The sequence below is a fragment of the Bacteroides sp. D22 genome (assembly GCF_000163675.1).
GTDB classification, from domain to species: domain Bacteria; phylum Bacteroidota; class Bacteroidia; order Bacteroidales; family Bacteroidaceae; genus Bacteroides; species Bacteroides xylanisolvens.
In genome coordinates, this window is record NZ_GG774797.1 from 148,052 (window position 1) to 173,211 (window position 25,160).

General features: G+C 42.2%; 16 protein-coding genes and 1 tRNA gene. 9 read left to right on the plus strand and 8 right to left on the minus strand.

The window, feature by feature from the left end; translation table 11 throughout:
• Window positions 1–20 precede the first annotated feature (20 nt).
• From HMPREF0106_RS20800 to HMPREF0106_RS20775, 6 genes are all read left to right on the plus strand, one after another.
• Window positions 21–1,646: a RagB/SusD family nutrient uptake outer membrane protein gene (locus HMPREF0106_RS20800; RefSeq protein ID WP_009039005.1), complete on the plus strand. Its 1,626-nt coding sequence runs from the start codon at window positions 21–23 to the stop codon at window positions 1,644–1,646.
• Between the two features lie 305 nt (window positions 1,647–1,951).
• Complete coding sequence (locus tag HMPREF0106_RS20795; protein WP_009039006.1) at window positions 1,952–4,237, plus strand: GH92 family glycosyl hydrolase; 2,286 nt, start codon at window positions 1,952–1,954, stop codon at window positions 4,235–4,237.
• Window positions 4,238–4,243: 6 nt separating this feature from the next.
• Complete coding sequence (locus HMPREF0106_RS20790) at window positions 4,244–6,586, plus strand: GH92 family glycosyl hydrolase (protein WP_009039007.1); 2,343 nt, start codon at window positions 4,244–4,246, stop codon at window positions 6,584–6,586.
• A gap of 13 nt (window positions 6,587–6,599) precedes the next feature.
• Complete coding sequence (locus HMPREF0106_RS20785) at window positions 6,600–7,394, plus strand: basic secretory family protein (protein ID WP_008020566.1); 795 nt, start codon at window positions 6,600–6,602, stop codon at window positions 7,392–7,394.
• A 10-nt stretch (window positions 7,395–7,404) separates the two neighbouring features.
• Window positions 7,405–9,762 (plus strand): GH92 family glycosyl hydrolase, encoded by a 2,358-nt coding sequence (locus HMPREF0106_RS20780; protein WP_032851004.1) that lies wholly within the window; start codon window positions 7,405–7,407, stop codon window positions 9,760–9,762.
• A 103-nt stretch (window positions 9,763–9,865) separates the two neighbouring features.
• Complete coding sequence (locus HMPREF0106_RS20775) at window positions 9,866–11,812, plus strand: glycoside hydrolase family 97 protein (RefSeq protein ID WP_009039009.1); 1,947 nt, start codon at window positions 9,866–9,868, stop codon at window positions 11,810–11,812.
• A 407-nt stretch (window positions 11,813–12,219) separates the two neighbouring features.
• Here HMPREF0106_RS20775 and HMPREF0106_RS20770 read toward each other — a convergent pair whose 3' ends face one another.
• The 4 genes from HMPREF0106_RS20770 to HMPREF0106_RS20755 all read right to left on the minus strand — a co-directional run bounded on the left by HMPREF0106_RS20770 (window position 12,220) and on the right by HMPREF0106_RS20755 (window position 19,439).
• A complete protein-coding gene (locus HMPREF0106_RS20770; RefSeq protein WP_004311025.1) occupies window positions 12,220–13,014 on the minus strand; it encodes a LytR/AlgR family response regulator transcription factor in 795 nt (264 codons plus the stop codon).
• Window positions 13,015–13,019: 5 nt separating this feature from the next.
• On the minus strand, window positions 13,020–14,087 hold the full coding sequence (locus tag HMPREF0106_RS20765; RefSeq protein ID WP_008642005.1) for a sensor histidine kinase: 1,068 nt from the start codon (window positions 14,085–14,087) through the stop codon (window positions 13,020–13,022).
• Between the two features lie 70 nt (window positions 14,088–14,157).
• On the minus strand, window positions 14,158–15,051 hold the full coding sequence (locus tag HMPREF0106_RS20760) for an efflux RND transporter periplasmic adaptor subunit (protein ID WP_004301142.1): 894 nt from the start codon (window positions 15,049–15,051) through the stop codon (window positions 14,158–14,160).
• A gap of 62 nt (window positions 15,052–15,113) precedes the next feature.
• Window positions 15,114–19,439: a CusA/CzcA family heavy metal efflux RND transporter gene (locus HMPREF0106_RS20755; protein WP_009039010.1), complete on the minus strand. Its 4,326-nt coding sequence runs from the start codon at window positions 19,437–19,439 to the stop codon at window positions 15,114–15,116.
• A 211-nt stretch (window positions 19,440–19,650) separates the two neighbouring features.
• Between HMPREF0106_RS20755 and HMPREF0106_RS20750 the strand changes: the two genes are divergently transcribed.
• Window positions 19,651–20,193 carry a glutathione peroxidase gene (locus tag HMPREF0106_RS20750; protein ID WP_008642023.1) on the plus strand — a complete coding sequence of 181 codons (543 nt, stop codon included), beginning with the start codon at window positions 19,651–19,653 and terminating at the stop codon, window positions 20,191–20,193.
• Here the strand turns inward: HMPREF0106_RS20750 and HMPREF0106_RS20745 are convergent.
• The 3 genes from HMPREF0106_RS20745 to HMPREF0106_RS20735 form a co-directional block, all read right to left on the minus strand.
• Window positions 20,171–20,689: an NUDIX hydrolase gene (locus tag HMPREF0106_RS20745; protein ID WP_004323622.1), complete on the minus strand. Its 519-nt coding sequence runs from the start codon at window positions 20,687–20,689 to the stop codon at window positions 20,171–20,173. The two genes, HMPREF0106_RS20750 and HMPREF0106_RS20745, sit on opposite strands and share 23 nt — an antisense overlap.
• A gap of 44 nt (window positions 20,690–20,733) precedes the next feature.
• Complete coding sequence (locus HMPREF0106_RS20740) at window positions 20,734–21,954, minus strand: S-adenosylmethionine:tRNA ribosyltransferase-isomerase (RefSeq protein WP_009039011.1); 1,221 nt, start codon at window positions 21,952–21,954, stop codon at window positions 20,734–20,736.
• 57 nt (window positions 21,955–22,011) lie between these two features.
• Window positions 22,012–22,086: transfer RNA gene (locus HMPREF0106_RS20735), tRNA-Pro, on the minus strand.
• Between the two features lie 463 nt (window positions 22,087–22,549).
• Here HMPREF0106_RS20735 and HMPREF0106_RS20730 point away from each other — a divergent pair.
• Complete coding sequence (locus HMPREF0106_RS20730; RefSeq protein ID WP_009039012.1) at window positions 22,550–23,419, plus strand: helix-turn-helix domain-containing protein; 870 nt, start codon at window positions 22,550–22,552, stop codon at window positions 23,417–23,419.
• A 112-nt stretch (window positions 23,420–23,531) separates the two neighbouring features.
• Here HMPREF0106_RS20730 and aroB read toward each other — a convergent pair whose 3' ends face one another.
• Window positions 23,532–24,593: a 3-dehydroquinate synthase gene (aroB, locus tag HMPREF0106_RS20725; protein ID WP_009039013.1), complete on the minus strand. Its 1,062-nt coding sequence runs from the start codon at window positions 24,591–24,593 to the stop codon at window positions 23,532–23,534.
• 80 nt (window positions 24,594–24,673) lie between these two features.
• Between aroB and HMPREF0106_RS20720 the strand changes: the two genes are divergently transcribed.
• Entirely contained in the window at window positions 24,674–25,078 is a 405-nt protein-coding gene (locus HMPREF0106_RS20720) for a hypothetical protein (RefSeq protein ID WP_004305412.1), read from the plus strand.
• The last annotated feature ends 82 nt before the right edge of the window (window positions 25,079–25,160 follow it).

Consider the following 25,160-nt stretch of genomic DNA (forward strand, 5'->3'; position numbering starts at 1 on the left):
TTATAAAAACCATAAGAATTATGAAACTATTAAAAGTATATATATCTGTATTTTGTATGTGTTCACTTTCTGTGTTGCTGAATTCATGCGACGATTTCCTGAAAGAAGAACCATTGGATATGAAATCATCTGACCAATTCTGGAAGACGAAAGCTGATGCGGAGTCGGGTGTGAACGCATTGTATTTCGGTGGTGTACCTTATTTACACAACACTGATGTAGGCGGTGGCTGGACTCCTAAAGCGACAATGTGGGGTGGTATTGTGTCCGGATTGTACGTTGATAAGCGTAAGGATAGAACATTTACTACGGCATCCGAAGGGTGTAACTTCAATATTGAATCTTTTGATGATATTGCAATGAAATACTGGCATGAGTTTTATAAAGGTATTTCACGTGCCAACTTTGTTATAGCCAATATTCCGACAATGACCGGGGTGCTGGATGAAGCTACTATTAATAATTATGTGGCTCAAGGTAAATTCTTCCGTGCATACGGATATTTTTGGCTGGTCAAAGAATTTGGTGGTGTTCCTTATATTTCAGAACCTTACACATCTACAGAAGGTATGTACAAAGAACGTCTTTCTGCTGAAGAGGTTTATAAGAAAATTGAAGCCGACTTGCTGGATATTGTCAACGGGGATGCATTGCCGAATAAAACGTTCTATGAAAATGGCTGTTATGTTACCAGAGCAATGGCGCAGACTTTGCTGGCACAAGTTTATCTACAATGGGCTGGTGCACCGTTAAACGGGGGGGCAGACTATTATGGAAAAGCTGCACAGATGGCATTGAAAGTGATCAATGATAGTCCTCACGAACTTATTCATCCGAATGGAACGACTGATGATTTGAACTCTGCGTATAATGTGATTAAGACAACGAAAGAATCTGCTGAAATCATTTATGCTAAAGAATACAATTATAGTGATTATAGTGTAGGTAACTCTTATGCTTGTCGTTCTATTGGTACAGATGCTTTTCAGTGGGGAGTGTTCCATCCGGGAGGAGACGTGCTGTATAATGCATACCTTCCCTGTGATATGTTGCTTAACAGCTATGCCTCTAATGATATTCGAGGACATGAGAAACAGTTCTTCTTTAAGCAATATACCGATGCTGAAGGAAATACTCATACTTTGAATAATGCAGGCAACTGGGCATGGTTTGATGAAAATGCTTTGATTAGTGGTCACGATGGTGATTATAATATGCCGGTATTCCGTTTTGCGGAAGTCTTGCTGATTGCGGCCGAAGGTCTGGCACGTACAAATCATGAAGATAATGCTGTCGGTGGAGCTAAATATTATCTCAATCAAGTGCGTAAACGTGCTGGATTGGCAGATGAGACGGCTACAGGAAACGATTTAATACAATCGATTTTGACTGAACGTTTGCATGAGTTACCGTTGGAATTTAAGATTTGGGATGACATTCGTCGTACTCGTTTGTATCCGGAAGCATCTACCGAATCAGGAAAATTGAAATGGACTGCTCTTGCATCGGCTCAAATTCAAAACAAGCCCGATGGAAGCACAAGAGCCGGTGCCATTCCTGAATATGCTTTGTTATGGCCTATCCCGTTAGATGAAATTCAGGCTAATCCTGCGTTGGAAGGACATCAGAACCCGGGATGGAATTAATTAGGTAATAATAAATATTTGTTTCTGATAGAATTGGAGAGAGGGTAAAGGCAAATTATCCTCTCTCTATTGCTTAAACAGTTAGTCCTCCGGTTGTACTCTCGTGGTATGCACATAAATATTACATCCTGATTCTCACTTATTTAACTTGTACTCTCGTTGACGCTCGTATCCTTTGGTTGACCAAATGCTATTTTTTTCTTATTTTGGCGTATCAGAGGACTGATAATTACAGAAAGATGCTTTAATTTGTAACGTAAATAAAAAAGACTTGATAATCTAATTAATAGCTTAATTCGTAGACCATGAATAAAAAGAAACTACTATCTTTCGCAATAGCCCTGCTATTGGGAGCTTCTTCTACCTTTGCGCAAAAGCAACCGGTAGACTATGTGAATCCTTTAATGGGAACTGATTCGAAAATATCACTATCTAATGGGAATACATATCCTGCCATCGCGTTGCCTTGGGGAATGAACTTCTGGATGCCACAAACCGGAAAGATGGGTGACGGTTGGGCTTACACTTATGCATCCGACAAAATCAGAGGTTTCAAGCAAACGCATCAGCCCAGTCCGTGGATCAATGACTACGGTCAGTTCTCAATCATGCCGATGACTAAACAGTTGAAGATCGATCAGGATAGTCGTGCTTCCTGGTTCTCTCATAAGGCAGAGAAAGCCACTCCTTATTATTACAGTGTTTATTTGTCAGAGTATGACATGACAACTGAAATAGCTCCGACGGAACGTTGCGCATATTTCCGTTTCACTTTCCCTGAAACCTCTGATGCCTATGTGGTGGTAGATGCTTTCGACCGCGGTTCGTATGTGAAGGTAATTCCCGAAGAAAATAAAATAGTTGGTTATACGACACGCAATAGTGGCGGTGTTCCTCAAAACTTTAAGAATTACTTTGTGATAGAGTTCGACAAGCCTTTTACTTTCAATAAAGTATGGGCAGACTATCATTTGGTTGAAACACATCTCGAACTACAATCCAATCACGTGGGTGCTGCTATCGGATTTTCAACGAAGAAAGGAGAACAGGTACATGCAAAGGTGGCATCCTCATTCATCAGTCCTGAACAGGCTGAACTGAACTTGAAAGAAATTGGTAATAAGACCTTTGAACAGACAAAAGAGGCCGGTCGTAAGGCATGGAACAATGTCTTGGGGCGTATCAAGGTTGAAGACAGCGATGAGAACCGTATGCGTACGTTCTACTCTTGTTTGTATCGTTCGGTGTTGTTTCCTCGTATGTTTTACGAAGTAAACGGTAAGGGGGAAACTGTGCATTACAGCCCCTATAATGGTGAAATCCGTCCAGGATATATGTTTACCGACACTGGATTCTGGGATACTTTCCGTTGCTTGTTTCCATTTGTTAATTTGATATATCCTTCAATGGGTGAGAAGATGCAGGCAGGTCTGTTGAATACCTATCTTGAAAGTGGATTCTTTCCTGAATGGGCAAGCCCGGGCCATCGTGGTTGCATGGTTGGGAATAATTCTGCTTCTGTAGTGGCGGATGCCTTCATGAAGAATGTAACCAAAGCGGATGCAGAAAAAATGTACGAAGGCCTACTGAAAGGGGCCAATAGCGTACATCCGAAAGTTTCTACTACCGGACGCCGTGGATATGAATATTATAACAAACTGGGCTATGTGCCATACGATGTGAAAATTAATGAGAATGCGGCACGTACATTGGAATATGCATACGATGACTGGTGCATTTACCGTATGGGTGAAAAATTAGGCCGTCCGGCAGAAGAACTGGATGTTTATAAGAAAAGGAGTCAGAACTACCGTAATCTGTTCGATCCGGAAACTAAGTTGATGCGGGGAAAGAATTCCGACGGAACTTTCCAGACTCCTTTCAATCCTTTTAAATGGGGAGATGCCTTTACGGAAGGAAATAGTTGGCATTATACATGGTCGGTATTTCACGATGTACAAGGGCTGGTTGACCTGATGGGCGGCAAGAAGATGTTTGTCAGTATGCTTGATTCTGTGTTCAATCTTCCTCCTGTATTTGATGATAGCTATTATGGAGGAGTGATTCACGAGATTCGTGAAATGGAAATTGCTAACATGGGTAACTATGCACATGGTAACCAACCTATCCAGCACATGATCTACTTGTATAACTATGCCGGCGAACCGTGGAAAGCCCAATATTGGTTGCGTGAGACGATGAACCGCCTCTATCTTCCTACTCCGGACGGTTATTGTGGAGATGAAGATAACGGTCAGACTTCGGCTTGGTATGTATTTACTGCATTGGGATTTTATCCGGTATGTCCCGGCAGCAATGAATATGTAATGGGAGCTCCTTACTTCAAGAAAGCAACGATTACACTGGAGAACGGTAAGAAACTGGAAATCTCCGCCCCGAAGAATAACGATGATAATCGTTATATTCGTTCATTGAATTATAATGGCAAGAATTATACAAAGAATTATCTGAACCATTTCGACCTGTTGAAAGGCGGGAGTCTGGTGTTTGATATGGATAACAAGCCGAATAAGGGAAGAGGTGTCAACGAATCTGACTTCCCGTATTCATTCTCTCGTGACGCAAAGTAAGCTGATATGAATAATTTGAGAAAGAAAGTATTGATGATGACTATGGCGGCAGTAACTTTGTCCGCCATAGCTCAACAGCCGGTAGACTATGTGAATCCGATTATCGGGACCAATGGGATGGGGCACACTTTTCCCGGTGCTTGTACTCCTTTCGGATGGGTACAGTTGAGTCCGGACACAGACACAATTCCGCATAATGTAAATGGAGCTTATCAGAAAAATGCCTACGAGTATTGTGCCGGTTACCAATATAGGGACAAGACCATTGTTGGCTTCAGTCACACTCATCTTAGTGGTACGGGACATTCTGACTTGGGAGATATCTTGTTGATGCCTGCTGTTGGCGATGTGAAGTTAAATCCCGGCCGGGCGGATTATCCGGAAGAGGGATACCGTTCACGTTTTGACCATGCTACAGAAAAAGCTGTTCCCGGATATTATGAAGTGATGCTGGATGATTATGGCATTAGAGCCCAACTGACAGCAACACAACGGACGGGTATACATAAATATACCTTCCCGAAAGGAAAAGATGGTCATTTGATTTTGGATCTGGTGCATGGTATTTATAATTATGACGGCAAAGTACTATGGGCTAATTTAAGGGTAGAAAACGATACTCTGTTGACCGGATACCGTATCACCAACGGATGGGCGCGCACGAATTATACCTATTTTGCTATCTCTTTGTCACAGCCGATTAAAGACTACGGATATAAGGATAAGGAAAAAGTACTGTACAATGGCTTCTGGCGTCGTTTCAAGATGGAAAAGAACTTCCCCGAAATCACAGGTCGAAAAATCGTGGCTTACTTTAACTTCGATACCGCTAACAATTCGGAACTGGTTGTAAAAGTGGCATTGTCGGCAGTCAGTACGGAAGGGGCCATTAAGAATCTGCGTGCCGAGGCTTCCGGAAAGAGTTTCGAACAGTTGGCGGAGGCTGCTCGTACAGATTGGAATAGTGAACTGGAGCATTTCGAGATCGAAGGTACGCCCGATCAGAAAGCAATGTTCTATACTTCTCTTTACCACACCATGATTAATCCGTCTGTGTATATGGATGTAGACGGTTCCTATCGTGGGCTGGATCATAACATACACCGGGCGGAAGGATTCACCAACTATACTATATTTTCCCTTTGGGATACCTATCGTGCGGAACATCCTTTCCTGAATCTGGTGAAACCGGGACGCAATGCGGATATGGTGGAATCCATGATTAAACATGAGCAACAAAGCGTGCACGGAATGTTGCCGATATGGAGTCTGATGGGAAATGAAAACTGGTGTATGAGCGGTTATCATGCTGTGTCTGTACTGGCGGATGCAATAACCAAAGGCGTCTTTTCGAATGTGGATGAGGCATTGGCGGCAATGGTCAGTACATCCACCGTTCCGTATTATGAAGGTATAGCTGATTATATGAAGCTGGGATATATTCCGCTTGACAAAAGTGGTACAGCAGCCTCTTCTACTTTGGAGTATGCATACGACGATTGGACTATCTATCAGACAGCTTTGAAGGCAGGTAACAAGGAAATAGCGGAGACTTACCGAAAGCGTGCCCTCAATTATCGTACTATCTATGATACAAGTATTGGTTTTGCACGTCCCCGTTATAGTGACGGTTCTTTCAAGAAAGAGTTTGATGTATTGCAAACCTATGGTGAAGGTTTTATCGAAGGCAATTCATGGAATTTCTCTTTTCATGTGCCACACGATGTATTTGGCATGATCGACTTGATGGGAGGAGAAGGGACGTTCGTGCAGAAACTGGATGAACTGTTCTCCATGCATCTGCCGGAGAAGTACTATGAGCATAATGAGGATATTACGGAAGAATGTTTGGTCGGCGGATATGTGCATGGTAATGAACCGAGCCACCATGTTCCTTATCTATATGCGTGGACTTCCCAGCCGTGGAAATCACAGTACTGGCTGCGTGAGATTCTGAATAAGATGTATAAGAATGATATTAACGGATTGGGTGGAAATGATGATTGCGGACAGATGTCAGCATGGTATCTTTTCTCCGTGATGGGCTTCTATCCGGTTTGTCCTGGTACAGACCAGTATGTATTGGGAGCGCCCTACCTGCCTTATCTGAAGATGACACTTCCTAATGGAAAGACATTGGAGATCAAAGCGCCGGGTGTCAGCGACAAGAAACGTTACGTGCAGTCGCTGAAATTGAACGGCAAGGTATACGACAAGATGTATATTACACATGAAGACATTTTGAAAGGAGGCGTGCTTGAATTCAAGATGGGGGCGTCACCTAACAAACGTCGCGGATTATCACCGGAGGATAAACCTTATTCATTAACTAACGGAATCAACAAATAATCAATAAAGGAGTATGAAAAAGATACATTTAATCTATGCAGCCTGCCTGCTGGTAGGTATGGGGGCTTGTGCTGCAAGTGTGCAAAAACAGGTGAAGGATAATTCTGATGTATGGAAAGAGTACAATACAGGTGCTGTATTGTTTGAGGATAAAGCACCGGAAACGCTGGGATCGGACATTTACCATCGGATCATTCCCGATGCTGAATCGTACATCAAGGAACAGGCACGTACTGTATTAGCTACTCTTTACAATTCTCCGGAAGATAGTATTCCTGCAGTGCACAAGATACATTATACATTGGAAGATATCAACGGTATTTCTGCGAAAGGTGGTGGTAATGGTGATGTGACGATTTTCTACAGTACACGTCACATTGAAAAATCTTTTGCAGCGAATGATACGGCGAAGTTGTTTTTTGAAACACGCGGGGTGCTCTTGCATGAATTGACGCACGCATATCAGCTGGAGCCGCAGGGAATCGGCTCTTATGGAACCAATCGTGTGTTCTGGGCATTTATCGAGGGAATGGCAGATGCTGTGCGGGTTGCCAATGGAGGATTTGACGGACCGAATGCCCGTCCGAAAGGTGGAAATTATATGGACGGATACCGTACGGCGGGTTATTTCTTCGTGTGGTTACGTGACAACAAAGATCCTGAATTCCTGCGTAAGTTTAACCGGAGTACATTGGAGGTTATCCCTTGGTCGTTTGATGGAGCTATCAAGCATGTTCTAGGAGACGAATATAATATTGATGAACTGTGGCATGAATATCAAGTTGCGGTAGGTGATATACAAGCATAATAATGTAAATATGGTGAGTGTAATGGGTAAAAGAGGATTGTTTTTAGTATGGCTGTGCCTGGTGAGTATTTTGCCAGGCATGGCTCAAACCGAGAAACTGATTGATTATGTGAATCCATTTGTGGGAACAGATGGTTATGGTAATGTGTATCCGGGTGCGCAGATTCCTTTCGGAGGAATTCAGATGAGTCCGGACACGGATAGTAAATACTATGATGCGGCTTCCGGTTATAAATATAATCATTCCACTTTGTTGGGGTTCAGTCTGACTCATTTAAGCGGGACTGGTATACCTGATTTGGGAGACTTCTTGTTTATTTCCGGAACAGGAGAGATGAAACTGGATCCGGGGACACGTGAGGAGCCGGAAAAGGGATACCGTTCACGTTATTCTCATGAAAAGGAATGGGCATCACCTAATTATTATGCGGTGGAACTGTCAGATTATGGAGTAAAGGCTGAAATGACGTCAGGGGTACGTAGTGGTATGTTCCGCTTCACCTATCCTCAATCGGATAAAGCTTTTATTATGATCGATATGAACCATACTTTATGGCAATCTTGTGAATGGGCGAATCTGCGCATGGAAAATGATTCTACCATCACCGGATATAAACTGGTGAAAGGCTGGGGACCGGAACGGCATATCTATTTCACGGCTACTTTCTCTAAAAAGTTGACCGGCTTGCGCTTTATGCAGAATAAGAAGCCGGTGATTTACAATACCTCCCGGTTTCGTAGCAGCTATGAAGCTTGGGGAAAGAATCTGATGGCTTGCATCTCTTTTGATACAAAAGCCGGAGAGGAGGTGATTGTAAAAACTGCTATTTCATCGGTCAGCACAAACGGGGCAAAAAACAATATGGCGGAACTTGCCGGACTCACTTTCGATGACCTGAAAGCTAAAGGAGAAGCACTATGGGAAAAAGAACTTGGAAAATATACCCTTACTGCCGACCGTAAAACGAAAAGAACATTCTATACGTCGGCTTATCATGCGGCTTTGCATCCGTTCATCTTTCAGGATGCAGACGGGCAGTTTCGAGGATTAGATAAAAATATAGAGAAAGCCGAAGGATTTACTAACTATACGGTATTCTCTCTTTGGGATACCTACCGGGCTTTGCATCCCTGGTTCAATCTGGTTCAACAGGAAGTGAATGCCGATATTGCCAATTCCATGCTGGCTCATTATGATAAAAGTGTGGAGAAAATGCTTCCTATCTGGTCGTTTTATGGAAATGAGACTTGGTGTATGATTGGTTATCATGCAGTTTCCGTATTGGCTGACATGATTGTGAAGGGAGTGAAAGGATTCGATTACGAACGTGCGTATGAGGCTATGAAGACCACGGCGATGAATCCGAATTATGACTGTTTGCCGGAATATCGTATGATGGGATATGTGCCTTTTGATAAAGAGGCGGAGTCAGTATCTAAAACATTGGAATATGCGTATGATGATTATTGCATGGCACAGGCTGCCAAGGCTTTGGGTAAAGAGGATGATTACCGTTATTTCTTGAATCGTGCACTCTCTTATCAGACTTTGATTGATCCGGAAACGAAGTATATGCGTGGCAAGGACAGTCAGGGAAACTGGCGTACACCGTTTACTCCGGTAGCTTATCAGGGACCCGGATCTGTAAATGGATGGGGGGATATTACGGAAGGATTTACTGTACAATATACCTGGTATGTACCACAAGATGTACAAGGATATATGAACGAAGCTGGCGAAGATTGGTTCCGCAACCGGTTGGATGAACTGTTCACGGTAGAGTTGCCGGATGACATTCCGGGAGCACATGATATTCAAGGCCGTATCGGAGCCTATTGGCATGGAAATGAACCTTGCCATCATGTAGCGTATCTTTATAATTACTTGAAAGAACCTTGGAAATGTCAGAAGTGGGTCCGTACGATTGTTGACCGTTTCTATGGCGATACTCCGGATGCATTAAGTGGCAATGACGATTGCGGGCAGATGTCGGCTTGGTATATGTTCAATTGCATTGGCTTTTACCCGGTGGCTCCTTCAAGCAATATGTATAACATTGGTTCTCCTTGCGTTGAGGCAATAACAGTTCGGATGAGTAACGGAAAAGTTATTGAAATGGTAGCAGATAATTGGTCGCCGAAGAATGTGTATGTAAAGGAATTGTATGTAAATGGCAAGAAGTATGACAAATCTTATTTGAAATATGAGGATATACGTGATGGCGTGAAACTACGTTTTGTCATGAGCAGTAAACCGAACTATAAGCGTGCGGTATCGGATGAAGCGGTAGCTCCTTCTTTGTCGTTGCCTGGAAAGACAATGAAATATCAGGTAAATTTGATGAAAACGGGTATATCAAACCAGTGAAAATAACTTTTGAAGGAGTATTACCCAGTCCGTTTGATAGTACGAAGTGATGTTTTTATTACATTTGCCAATGTAAAACGATTATTAATTAAATATCTAAATCATGAGAAGATATTTCCTGTTAGTTGTGTGTTTGTGCTTGGCATCACTACTTCGTGCACAGAATAAGTTAGAGTTAATTTCTCCCAATGGAGAGCTGAAAGTGTCCTTGAATCTCTCGGATAAAATCTATTATAGTATAGATTATAACGGAGATGTATTGTTGAAAGACAATACCCTTCAGTTGACATTGAAGAATCAGGTGTTGGGAGAAAATCCCAAACTGCGCCGTCAGAAACGTACGAGTGTCGACGAGCAATTAACTCCTATTGTTCCTTTGAAATATGCGAAAGTCAATAATCGTTATAATCAATTGCTACTGACCTTTAAAGATTATTCAGTAGAATTCCGTGCTTTTGACGATGGAGTTGCTTACCGGTTTATTACCTCACAAAAAGGTGATGTTGAAGTAATGAACGAAGAGTTTGCTATCAACTTCCCGTCGGATTATCTTCTTCACTTGCAACAACCGGGAGGCTTCCATACAGCTTATGAGGAACCTTACACACATGTTCAAAGTAATGCGTGGAAGCCTGAAGAACGGATAGCTGTTTTGCCGGTATTGATTGACACACAAAAAGACTATAAAATATTAATCAGCGAGTCGGATCTGGCTGATTATCCATGTATGTTTCTCAAAGGAACAGGCACGAACGGAGCAATTTCTGTTTTTCCTAAAGCTCCGCTTGCGTTTGCCGAAAACAGTGATCGAAGCGTGAAGATTACTCAAGAAGCTGATTACATTGCTAAAACAAAAGGTACGAGAAATTATCCTTGGCGTTACTTTGTGATAAGTAAAAATGATAAGCAGTTGATTGAGAATACAATGACTTATAAACTGGCTGAAAAGAATCAACTTCAGGATGTTTCATGGATTAAGCCGGGACAGGTGAGCTGGGAATGGTGGAATGACGCTTCTCCTTACGGACCGGATGTGAATTTTGTTTCCGGTTATAACTTGGAGACTTATAAGTATTACATTGATTTTGCTTCTAAATTTGGTATTCCATATATCATTATGGATGAAGGCTGGGCTAAAAGTACACGTGATCCTTATACGCCTAATCCCAAAGTAGACTTGCACGAGTTGATCCGTTATGGCAAAGAAAAAAATGTAGGGATTGTGCTTTGGTTGACGTGGTTGACGGTAGAAAACAATTTTGATCTCTTCAAGACTTTCAATGAATGGGGAGTAAAAGGACTTAAGATTGATTTTATGGACAGAAGCGATCAGTGGATGGTCAACTATTACGAACGGGTAGCCCGGGAAGCAGCCAAACATCATTTGTTTGTCGATTTTCATGGCTCTTTCAAACCTGCCGGACTGGAATATAAATATCCGAATGTATTGTCTTACGAAGGAGTGCGTGGCATGGAACAAATGGGCGGTTGTTATCCGGATAATAGTCTGTATTTACCGTTTATGCGTAATGCTGTCGGTCCGATGGATTATACTCCCGGAGCGATGATTAGTATGCAGCCTAATGTGTATCGCTCGGAACGTCCCAATGCTGCAAGTATCGGAACACGCGCTTATCAGTTGGCACTCTTTGTGGTTTTTGAAAGTGGTCTGCAGATGTTGGCGGATAATCCTACTCTTTATTATCGTAATGAAGATTGTACCCGTTTCATTACACAAGTTCCCGTAACGTGGGACGAGACTGTGGCACTCGAAGCTAAAGCGGGTGAATATGTCATTGTAGCAAAACGGAAAGGCGATAAGTGGTTTATAGGAGGAATGACTAACAATGGTGAAAAGGAACGTGAGTTTACCATAAAGTTAGATTTCTTGAATAAAGATCGCTCTTATCAAATGACATCTTTTGAGGATGGTATCAACGCAGGACGTCAGGCGATGGATTATCGTTGCAAGTCAGCCCAAGTGAAAGCCGGGGAGCAGCTAACTATAAAGATGGTTAGAAATGGTGGCTTTGCAGCTGTCATTGAATGATGGCACATATTCTAACTTTCCATACGTAAAAATGGAAATCATCTTTCAATCTATCACCATCCTTCTGAAACGCATTGTTCATCGAGCTTTCAGGGTGGTGATAGATTGTTCTCCACCTGTCACCTAATCATTCATCTATCACCGTTTGAAATGAACATGCCTGCATATAAATATAAGCTTGTATGTAAATAGAAGTTTCAACAGGGGATACCTTTAGTTTCAAGGCGGGAAACTTTAGTTTCCATTAGGGGAAACTGCAGTTTCAGAGGCTTGAAACTAAAGTTTCCTCGGTGAGAAACAAAGTGTTTTACTACATGAAACTGCTTGTTTCAAGCGTTGAAACCAATCGTTTCACGGCATGAAACACTTTGTTTTGCTATTTGTTCTAAGAAGGCAATGTCTCGGAATCAACGTTTTCTCTTAGAGAACCACTCTTTAAACTCTGCTACTCGGGCTTTGCTGACAAGTATTTTTTCTTTGATTCCTGAATAATACAAGTTGATGGACAGTCGGCTGTTGAACCATAAGTCAATATCTTTGATAGCTTCTCGCGAAATAAGATATTGGCGGTTAGCCCGAAAGAAAAGAGAAGGATTGAGACACTCCGTAAGTTCATCTAATGTTTGAGAAAAACAGTATTCGGTTTCATCGGTTAAGACTACCTTGACCTGACAGTCCTTAATATAAAACAATTGTATCATATCTACAGAAACGGGCAATAGTTTGTCTCCTTTGGTAGGAATAAGGAAATGACTTTTATAGTTTTCTTGCTTTTGGAGTGAATGTATTAGTTTCAGTAGCTCATTCTCCTGTTGTGGAAAAGGAAACTGGTGTTTGTCAGCAGCATCCTGTAAACCTTGGAGCTTATCGAAAGCGTGTTCTATGTCTTCCTTACCGATGGGTTTTAATAAGTAGTCGATGCTGTTTACTTTGAATGCACGTAACGCATATTCATCATAGGCAGTTGTAAAGATAATCGGACAAGTAATATTGATATGATTGAATATCTCGAAGGCGGAACCATCTGCCAGATGAATATCCATGAATACCAGTTCCGGCATCGGATGAGAACTGAACCATTCGATAGTGGAACTGATACTATCCAGTATGGTCACGATTTCTCCATTCGGTTTTATCTCATTAAGCAGTGAAGTCAGGTTTCGTACTGCTGCTTTTTCGTCTTCTATAATGACAATCTTCATGGTGATTATTGTTCTAGTTGTGATTTTTCAATCAAAGGAATACAAACTGTAAACTCTCTGTCCTCCGTTATTTGTATATCCCGTTTAAACAAGAGCCTGTATCGCTTGGCAAGGTTGGCAAGTCCGATGCCGGTTCCGGAAGTTGCAGTCCATTTGGGCTGAATGTCGTTGCTGATAGACAAATTGCCGTTATCGTCCGTCGTGATATGAATAGTCAACGGCTTCCGGTCGCTGATTTCGTTGTGCTTTACTGCATTCTCAATCAACACTTGCACCGCCATTGGAGGGAGGAGATATTCTTCGTATGCATTGCTTATCTGTATGTCGAATTGTAGATTGTTCTCAAAACGCATCTTTAATAGAAAAATATAAGCGGAAACAAATTCCATTTCTTCCCGGAGACTGACACATTGTGACTCATTACTTTGCAAAGTATACCTTAGTACCCGGGAGAGTTCCTGAATGTAATCCTGCGCTTTATCCTGATTTTCGCGTACCAGCGAACGCAGGGTATTCAGCGAGTTGAACAGCATGTGTGGGTTCAGCTGATTCTTCAGTACTTCATACTGATTGCGGAGATTCTCTGCCTGAAGCTGTTCGTTCTCAATAAGTACCAGTTGCTGCTTGAATATAAGATGAATGATACAGCAACTACTGGTGACGAGACATGCCACAATAAAATCCCGCAATGGATGCAAATAATGATGTACCATGGCATCGATGGCCGGAATATCAAACGTTCTGTGAAGGAAAACAAAAAACTGTCCTGACAAGTTACTCAATATCCATGTCACGATAAAGGAAAGCAAAATCTTTGTCCCTGTAATTTTAATGGAAGCCTGATTGAAATGAAACAAACGGGTATTGATGGCAAAAAGTAACAATAGCGACAGAAAGGTAAAAAGTATTTCGTTTGCCACATCTATAAACTTCATCCCCGGGAATAAGGAATGACTTTCGAAACGGTCGAAAAGAGATACTGATTCAGGAAAATGAATCAGTACAGCAACCGCTAAGGAGATGATGACTGTGGAAAGTATATATTTATCTTTTTTTATTGCTTTGGCTATCATACAACAAAGATAGTGGTAAATTATGAGTTACCGGTTATAAAATGTCAATGCTGTTGTCACAGTTGGTCAATTATTGTTTCTGAATGTGTGCCGTGACATACATACCGGGGCGGAATTGTACATTTTCCTCCTTGATGGAAGCATACACTTCGAGCGAACGATTGGTTTCGTCTACTTTTTGTCCGATGGAAATCACGATACCGTGAAAGGTTTGTGTCCCCATTCCGTTTACACGAAACTGTACCGGGCTGCCGACTTGTATGTCTGCAAGATCTTTCTCGTAAGTAGTCAGGCAAAGCATCGGGCTGCTTTTATCGATAAGTTCGCAAAGTGCTTCTCCCGGATTGATATATTTGCCGATATTCATCGCTACATTAGCGGCATAACCACTAATGGGGGCTTTGACTTCCAGTAGCGGTTGTATTCCGTTCTTAAGTAATGCCTCCGTTTGAACGCCTAAAAGAGAAAGTTGTGCAGCAGCGGCGTCCTGGCGACTCTTCATGGAGAGAAAGTCCGCTTTACTTTGCTGGAATTTCTTTTGAGAAGCTGCTTGTTCGGCAGACAGATTTTTTTGCCGTTCGTATTCAGCTAAGAGATATTCGGTTTGTGCGTGACTGTCCAGATAAGTTTGTTGCAGGGTGATGAACTCCGGATTCTCTAACGTGGCGATTACACTGTTTGCAGCCACCCATTGCCCTGGAAGCAGAGAAGCTTTTTTTACAATGCCTCCCATGGTTAAAGCAATGGTTGCCTGACGTTGGGGAGGAAGAACGATTCGTCCGTTGAACGAAACCTGATTAGGTTTTGAGGTAGCTGAAGTGATGGCATCCACTTCGGGTTGTGCGATGGTATCCGCTATTGTTTCGGCAACGGGAATTGCGGCGGATTCGTTATTTGTAGTTTGCTGGTTTCCTTTGCAAGCCGTTAGAACTAGTAGAAGGATGGGATAAACTATCTTTTTCATATCTTATGTTTTATAATAATTATTCTGGGTGATGTATGTCATTCAATGTCTCGATCTTCCACCTACTTGAAAAGTTCATATTCCAGTGCAGCAATATTGTATTGGTAGACTGTTTCAATATAGCCTCTGCGTATCTCTCTGGCGGTGGTAATCGACTGTATATATTCGGCAATGCCTGTTTCGCTCTGCTGCAATTGCAGGTTGGCTGCCTTTGTCAGTTCGTCCGCTTCTTTCAAGGCAGAAGAGGTATAATATCGTAAACTTTCGTTGTATCTGCGGAGGGATGCTTCCAGTTCGAGTGTTTTATTTCTTAACTCCCGGATGTTGGCATCTGCCTGTATTTGCGCTGAAGTGGCAGTTAGCCGTGCCTGCTTCACTTTGCTCTTTTGTGGCAGGAAGTAGATGGGGAAAGAAACCCCGATCATCCAGGCATTCAGATTCTTAAGTGGGAGAATGTCCTGACGGGTATACCCCACACTGATTTCAGGAAAGAAATGGCTCTGCTCTACACGGAGCATTGCTTTCGCTTCATCTGCCTGGCTTTGAAAGTAGGCAGTATGTGCTCCCGACAGGTTTCCATCCGAAATGCCGGTATAGAATAAGGATAAAGTGGAATCCACCGGAACAATGGGATCGTTGGAGTAGCAACTCCATTGGAAACGTGCCAATGCCATTTTCTCTTCTTCTTTTGCTTGGAACCAGCGGTTATGCAGATCGGCAGCTATGGTGGTCATCATATTTTTCTCTAGCAAGGTGATCTCTCCTTGTTGGTATCGTAATTCTCCGATGCGCTGCAGTTCTTCTGCCATTTTATCCTGATCCCGATACATTGAACAGAGATTAGTGGCATATTGGTAGTAGGCCCACGCCCTTTTCACTTCTGCTGTGATTTCTTTCTCTACCATCTGCCGATAATAGGTGTTCGTTTTTACCTGACGGTTGACTAACGCATTCTTGTAGAATGGCGTTAGAAGGGAGCCCAGACTTTGCTCGAAAGCCAGTTCCTTGTCTTTTTTGTTTTCTCCGTTAAGTTGACCCCAGGAATAGCTGAACGAGGTAGGCGTTGCTTCTATCACTTCTCCGCGAGTGGCTTTGGCTTGTTGAATAGCATTATTGGCTATTTTCAGGCGAGGATGATTTTGTTTGGCTATTTCTATCGCCTGTTCGAGACTGACTGTTTGTGTCTGTTGAGCGGAAACGAACGCGGGAAGAAACAAGAATAGGAGATACAATCCCCCGAAAGGCCAGCGCAGTTTGATTCCCGGACGTTTCCAGGTAGCAAATGAATTTACAATTTTGTAAAACACCGGAATGATGAGTAAAGTCAGTACGGTAGAAATAATCAAGCCACCGATGACCACTGTTGCCAACGGACGTTGTACTTCTGCGCCGGCTGAAGTGGCTATTGCCATCGGGACGAATCCCAGAGATGCAACCAGTCCTGTCAGGAATACAGGACGGAGCAAGTGTGGAGTCCCTCTTTTGATAATCTGGTTTGTAGTCATGGAATAGGTATTTTGTTTACGAAGTTCGTTGAAGTGATTTACCATCAGGATACCATTCAATACTGCCACCCCGAACAAAGCGATGAATCCTACTCCGGCCGATATGCTAAACGGAAGTCCGCGTAGCCAAAGTGCGGCGATACCACCGATGAGCGATAGGGGGACGGTTGAGAATACCATCAGGGTATAGGTGATGTTCTTGAATGCGAAAAACAGAATCAATAGAATGAGCATTAATGCCACGGGGATGACCACCAGTAAGGTATTGATGGCATTTTGCAAGTTTTCGAACTGGCCGCCGTATTCGAAGTAATATCCCGGTTTCAGTTTTATGTTCTTGTTCAGTGTCTCTTGAATATTGGCGACAACTTGCTGGATGTCTGCGTCACGCACATTGACCCCGATGACGATGCGCCGTTTGGTTGCATCCCGGTTGATTTGCAGTGGCCCACTGACAAGGTCGATGCTTGCTACCTCTCCAACAGGGATTTGAATTCCTTCTGAAGTGCGTACAAACAATTTATCAAGATTCAAGTCGGCCACTTTCTCCTGGTCAAGCCGGACCACGAGATCGAATCTCCGTTCGTTTTCAAAGATTACACCTGTTGACTCTCCGGCATAGGCAGTTCGGATAATGGTGTTAAGCTCTTGTATGTTGATGCCGTAACGGGCTATTTTGCCACGGTTGTATTTCACTACTAATTGGGGTAATCCCATCGTCTGCTCAACGATGACATCCGCTGCTCCCGGCACTTTTTCTACAAAGGTAGCTGCTTCTTTGGCTCTTTCATATAATTCGTGCGTGTCTTCTCCATATAATTTGATGGCAATATCTGCTTTTGCTCCCGTCATCAGCTCGTTGAAGCGAAGCTGTATCGGTTGCGAGAAGTTGAATTCGGCGCGTTCGGAGAGCGGAGCAAGTGCGTCTTTCATTTTATCCACCATTTCTGCACGGCTTCCGGCACTTGTCCATTCTTTAAATGGTTTCATGATAATCATCACATCGGCATCTTCCACCGCCATCGGGTCAGTGGGAACTTCCGCCGTTCCTATTTTGGCTACAACATGTTTGATTTCAGGGAATTTATCCATTAATGCTTTCTCTGCCAAGCGGGATACTTCGATACTTTCGGTCAGCGAACTTCCTGCGGGTAGTGTCATTTGCATGGCAAAATCTCCTTCGTCCAAAGTAGGAATGAATTCTGCTCCCAGGCGGGTAAAGAGAAAAAGTGAACCGATCAGCGCAGAGAAGGCTACGATGACGGTACGCCATTTGTAACGAAGACAGGCGCGCAGGGTGTGCTGGTAGATCTTGTTCAGTTTCTCGAAGAAGCGGTCGGCAAGGGTGGGTTTCACAACAATGGTATGCTTCAGAAAGAGGGAGGCCATCATAGGAACATAAGTCAGTGAAAGAATTAAGGCTCCGATAATGCAGAACACAAGTGTTTTGGCCATGGGGGTGAAGTATTTCCCTTCAATCCCGTTCAATGTAAGGATGGGGAAGAAGACGATAAGGATAATTAATACAGCAAAGGTGGCGGAACGTGCAACGCCGGAAGCTCCTTTTTCCACTTCTTTGTCCATCTCTTTGCGGGTCAGTGTGCGGCCTCGGAATTGTTTTCCGTAAATGTGGGCGAGGATACCTTCCAATATAACGATAGAGCCATCTACTACAATACCAAAGTCAATGGCACCGAGACTCATTAGATTGGCGGTGACATTGAATACACGCATCATGATAAAAGCGAAGAGCATTGCCAGCGGGATGACGGATGCTACAATCAGTCCGGCACGGAGGTTGCCGAGGAAGAGGATGAGTACAAGGAAGACGATAACCGCTCCTTCAATCAGGTTGTTGACAACCGTAGAGATGTTTCGGTTTACCAGTTCCGAACGGTTCAAGTAAGGTTCTATACTGACTCCTTCGGGTAATAGCTGCTGTATTTTTTCTACCCGTTTTTCGAGTTCTTGAGTCACTACATTTGCGTTGGCACCTTTCAGCATCATGGCAATTCCGCCGACACACTCGCCCTCACCATCCTTTGTCATGGCACCGAAACGCTTTGGAGAACCGAAGCGGACAACTCCTACATCACTGATATGTACCGGAATCCCATTCCGGTTGGTCACTACAATCTGTTCAATATCCTTGATGCGGGTAATCATACCTTCCGACCGGATATAGTAGGCGTTCTTTATCTTTTCAATGTAGCTTCCGCCGGTATTTTGGTTGTTGCTGCTAAGTGCTTCGAACACCTCGCCGATAGTGATATTCAAAGAAAACAGGGCGTCCGGATCGACGGCTACTTCATATTGTTTCAGGTAACCGCCGAAACTATTGATTTCTACTATACCGGGTATACCGGACAACTGACGTTTCACCATCCAGTCTTGAATGGTGCGGAGTTCCATTGCGTCATATTTCTTCTCATATCCGGGAGCTACCTTCAATATATACTGGTAAATCTCTCCCAAACCGGTGGTGATGGGCATCATTTCCGGTGTTCCGAGTTCGGAGGGAATCTCGCTTGTTACGCTTTGTATTTGTTCATTTATCAACTGCCGTGCATCGAGTGTGGGGACACTTTCTTTAAAAACGACCGTTACGACCGATAACCCGAAGCGGCTGACAGAACGGATATCTTCGACATTCATAATATTGCTCATCGCTATTTCGATAGGCATAGTGATGAGTTGTTCCACCTCTTGTGGCGCGAGTGTAGGGGATACGGTCACTATTTGTACCTGATTATTGGTAATGTCGGGCACGGCATCAATAGGTAGTGTCAGCATCGCATAGATACCTCCGATAAACAGGAAGAGAGTAGTGAGTCCTACAAATAGTTTCTTCTTGATTGAAAAACGTACAATAGCTGTAAACATGACTTTCGTTGTATTATTATTTCACAGTACAAAATTACTGCCTATCTTCATCCGTTATCACTAAGAATAAATGAAGCGGAAAGATTGTGGGGTGAAGTGACGGATTTGGGAATTGAAAGATGTAAAATCATAGCTCTTGTTTCACTGCTGAACAAACATTTCTTTCAGTTTACTCGTTTAATATAAAAAACAAACTAAATGTATATTCAGCATGAAAACATTCGTCTTGATGATGGTAAGCCTGTTGTTTGCAATTTCTTCGGAAGCGCAAAACAAGTCTTTTTATGATTTTACAGTGAAAACTATTGATGGTAAGGACTTTCCTCTATCTTCATTGAAAGGTAAGAAAGTGCTGGTAGTCAACGTGGCATCTAAGTGTGGGCTGACGCCCCAGTATGCTCAACTGGAGAAACTATATGAGAAATATAAAGAAAAAGACTTTGTTGTTATCGGTTTTCCGGCGAATAACTTTATGGGACAAGAACCGGGTAGTAATGAGGAAATAGCCAAGTTCTGTTCTTTGAACTATGATGTTACTTTTCCGATGATGGCTAAGATTTCCGTTAAAGGAAAAGATATGGCTCCTCTTTACCAATGGTTGACGGAGAAAAAACAGAATGGGAAAGAAAACGCACCGGTTCAGTGGAATTTTCAGAAGTTTATGATTGATGAGAACGGACATTGGGTGGGAGTTGTGTCTCCGAAAGAAAGTCCGTTCTCTGAAAAGATTATTACTTGGATAGAGAAGGAATAAGAGATACTTTTTTCAGCTCTTCTTCGAAGTTGGGAGTGAAGATTCCTTTACCCAGATTTTCTTTTATTTCTTCGATCTTCCAAAATCGTCCACCGTCCAGTTCGTCGCTGGGATGGATTTCTTCCTCATAAACGGTTTTGTGGACAAAAACAAGCTCTTTTTCACGGCTGGATTCAAAAACATAACTGGTGAGAAGCTCGGGGGTGAAGTCTGTGATGCCCAATTCTTCACGGACTTCTCTCTTTAGGGCGATTTCTACGCTTTCGCCCAAATCAATATGTCCGCCCACAGCCGTATCCCATTTCCCCGGTTGAATGTCTTTCCATTCGGGGCGTTTCTGTAAGTAGATGTCTCCTTGGGCATTGAATACGTGAAGGTGAACTACCGGATGAAGCAGTTTGCTACCGCTGTGACATTCTCCGCGAGTGGCGGCTCCGGTGATATTTCCCTGTTCGTCTACGATAGGGAACATTTCCTGGTTATTATCGCTTGGCATAGTGTCTTTTATATTGCGTAAAATCTTTCGGAGAGGAGGATTTCTTATGGTATTAATAAAGAAGAATCTCCATAACTTAGGAATCGGAAATCATGCGCCAGTGCATAATCATAAATTGTGCGCCAATTCCCTTTTACAAAAGCTGAAACTAAAAGCAGCAAGGTACTTTGCGGCTGATGGAAATTAGTAACCATCGCTTTCACTATTTTATAATTGTATCCCGGTGCTATGATAATCTGTGTACTGGTGTGAAGGGTTTCCAAACCATTCCTGTCGAGATATCCTAATATCTTTTGCAACGCAACAACGGGAGGAATCTGGTCGTACTTTTCATAAGGCTGCCATTGTTTGACACGTAGTTCTTCTTCCGTAGCATACGGATTTTCAGCCAATGTAACTCCAATGTGATACAGGCTTTCCAGAGTCCGTACAGAAGTAGTCCCTACTGCAATAGCACAACCGTCGTGGTCAATCAGTTTTTTGATGGTACTCCGATTGACCGATATATATTCCGTGTGCATCTCGTGACCTTCGATTTCTTCACTTTTTACAGGTTTGAATGTGCCTGCTCCTACGTGTAGAGTTAATTCTTCAAGATCGATGCCTTTCTCTTGAAGTGCATCCAATACTCGTGGAGTGAAATGTAATCCCGCCGTAGGCGCAGCTACCGAACCTTTAATCTTAGAATAAACAGTCTGATAAGTTTCCTTGTCACTTTCTTCCGTATCCCGGTTCAAGTAAGGCGGAATAGGAAGTTCTCCGAATACTTCAAGGATATCGGCAAACGTCACTTCCGGATTATCCCATGCAAAATCTACCCAATGGCTGGTTCCTTTACATTCTCCTCGGGTAGCGGTCAGAGTAATAGGGAATCCTTTGACGGTCATTTCGCGTTTCAATTGTCCGTCTTTCCATTTCTTCAGATTGCCGATCATACAAAGCCAGGCGGCATGTGCTGTCTGTTGGAAATTCAAGACATAATCGTTTGGCTGAATCGGTTCAAGACAAAACACTTCGATCAGTGCTCCCGTCTCTTTTCGAAAATGGAGGCGTGCCTGGATGACTTTTGTATTATTGAATATCATCAGACTGCCTTGCGGCAGATATTCCGGCAAAGAAGTGAAAACATCTTCACTAACTTCTTCACGACGGTATATTAAGAGTTTGGACTGGTCGCGGGTAGGCAACGGGAATTTAGCAATACGTTCATCCGGAAGAGGATAACTGTATTCACTGATATGGATATGTCTAGGATCTTCTTTCATTGTTTTCTAAAATAAAAAGAGGTTAGAACCCATTCGGTTTCTAACCTCTTTAACCAGTCGGGGTGACTGGATTCGAACCAGCGACCACACGCCCCCCAGACGCGTACTCTAACCGGGCTGAGCTACACCCCGAATTGCGGATGCAAAAGTACAGATTAATTTTTAATTAGCAAATAATCCGTTGATTTTTCTAGTATGAATTGTGCCGATTTATAGCTATTATTCTGATTATTAGTCTTTCTTGTGAACATACAAATCTTTATTTCAATGAGTTAGTAGTTTTTTTGATTGCCTCTTATGTGATATAAAAGTACATTTCTTTAATTTTGCTTGAATTAGAAAACAATCTGCTTATTTTTCATTTGAAAGCATTAATCCTTTTCTTGTCCTAAAAACACTATAAAAAACAGGTCAGTCTATAATAAAACGAAATAGGAAAATGATAAATGAACTAACAATCAGAGAGTTTGTTTATAAATTAATGCAAATAAAAGGTGTTTGACTTCCTTAGTATGATACTATATTTCCATTTTTGGTGCGTAGTAAATTAGGAAGTTATACATTTGTAAAAAGACTTAGTTTAGAAAGGTGTTAAATGTTAGACATTAAAAATAGAGAGACATTAGAGATATACGTCCTGGGTGACGATTTTAAATTTTATCAAAATCTGAAGTATCTTCCTTTGACTTCTTATCCTTCTAATAATCAATCAGCTTTGATTATATATTGTTTAGGTGGAAAGGCCAAAATTACAGTGCATGAAGATGTACATTGGATACAACCGGAGGAATTGATTATATTATTACCCGGACAATTTGTCTCATTTAGTGAGCCAAGTGAAGATTTCTCGACCGTTACGATGGTTATATCTACTTCACTGTTTAGTGATGCGTTAAGTGGTGTGCCCAGATTTTCTCCGCATTTCTTTTTCTACATGCGGACTCATTACTGGTATCCGCAGTCAGAACGAGATATTCCCCGGATATATAATTATCTGGGTATGATAAAAGATAAAGTTACCTCTCAAGATATATATAGGCGGGAGCTGATTATTCATTTGTTGAGGTATCTGTATCTGGAACTGTTCAATGCTTATCAGAAGGAATCTACCTTGATGACTGCCCGCAGGGATACCCGTAAAGAAGAGTTGGCTAATAAATTCTTTGGGCTTATCATGAAGCATTTTAAGGAGAATAAGGATGTGGCTTTTTATGCGGATAAACTGTGTATTACTTCCAAATACCTGACTATGGTAATTAAGGAGACAAGCGGGAAGTCTGCTAAAGACTGGATTGTTGAATACATCATATTAGAAATCAAGGCTTTGTTGAAAAACACAAACCTGAACATTCAAGAAATAGCGATTAAAACGAACTTTGCGAATCAATCGTCGCTTGGACGTTTTTTTAGAAAGCATACAGGAATGTCGCTTTCACAATATCGAATGAGTAACTTAGAACAATAGTGCGGACAATTGCCTCACAATAGGCAATAATATCTATAGGGATTGGGAAGAGAAAGGGAATGAAGTCTATTTCATTCCCTTTTATTATGCGGTATATCTGATGTAGGATGGGTTAAATTCCCATACATTCGCGATAGAAGTCGAGCATTTCGAAGATAGTGTCCTTATTGGCAGTCTGATTGATGCAAATGTCTCCAATATCTTTCAGTAAGGTGAAATTGATAGTACCTGAAGTATTCTTTTTATCATGCGTCATAAATGCATACAGTTGGTCATATTTCTTGCAGTCGAAAGTAAATACACCATAATTATCCTTGATAAACTGGATCGTTTGCCTCATTTTCTCTTTCGGGAAACCTACTTTGAGATGAGAAAGATACAGTTCGCACACAATTCCCCAAGCTACTGCATATCCATGTAATACAGGACGGTTTTCTGCCAGTGCCATACTTTCGAACGCATGTCCTACGGTGTGTCCTAGATTTAATGCTTTGCGAATTCCATGTTCGAAGGGATCTTGTTCTACAATATCTTCTTTCACTTGTACCGATTGGCCTACCAATTGTTTGAGAGCTGCATAATCAATACTAGAGGAATCGAAATTGAGCAATTCTGCCCAATGTGCCGTATTGCTAATCAAACCATGCTTCAACATTTCAGCATATCCGGAGAAGAAATTGTGTGTATCCAATGTGCGTAGGAATTCAGTTTCAATCAATACACTGTTTGCCGGAGCGAAAGCACCGATTTCATTTTTCAGTCCGTTGAAGTTGATTCCTGTTTTACCCCCTACTGATGCGTCCACCATAGCGAGCAGAGTGGTTGGTATATTGATATAGGAAATGCCCCGTTTGAATGTAGCTGCGGCAAAACCTCCGAGATCTGTCACCATCCCTCCTCCAAGATTGATAAGTAAAGAGTGGCGGGTAGCCCCTTGAGTGCTTAATGCCATCCAGACGGAAGCGAGTGTTTCCAGAGTTTTATGCACATCTTCTGCTCCGATACAGATTTCTACAGCATCTTTCAACAGCCCCGATTCCTTTAGAGAGGGGAGACAAAGACGCTGGGTATGCTCGTCTGTGAGGACGAATAATTTGTCATGCGGACATAGCTCAATGGCACGACCGAGGCTCGTTTCCAAGCTTTCGCAGAGAATAACTTCTTGTTTACTCATGATTCTTTTGCTTTTTTACTCTGCAAATGTATATAAAATATCTTTTTTTACTTACTTTTGTCTCATTAAAACGTTTAATCATGAAAGCATTATTACCTGTATATTGTCGTCCTTTAGGATATGTTGTCTTGTTGGTAGCTCTGTTTATCCCTTTTATTTTGGTGATGCAGGGAGTAGTAACTGATACTAATTTGCTGTTTTATAAAGAATGTACAAAGTTGTTGATGATGGCAGGATGCTTGTTGATAATCTTTGCATTGAGTAAGAATGAAAGCCGTGAAACGGAGCAAATCCGGAATTCGGCTGTTCGTAATGCTATCTTTTTGACATTCTTGTTCGTCTTTGGTGGTATGTTGTGGCGTGTTATGCAAGGAGATGTGATAAACGTCGATACTTCCTCTTTCCTTACTTTTCTGGTTTTTAATGTGCTTTGTCTGGAGTTTGGTCTGAAAAAAGCGCTTGTTGATCGATTCTTTAAAAGATAATTTTCTTTTCAATTAAACCTTTTACGATTCGATTTGTCAAAAAGACATTGTTATTGCTACTAATATAATCGTAAATAAGGTA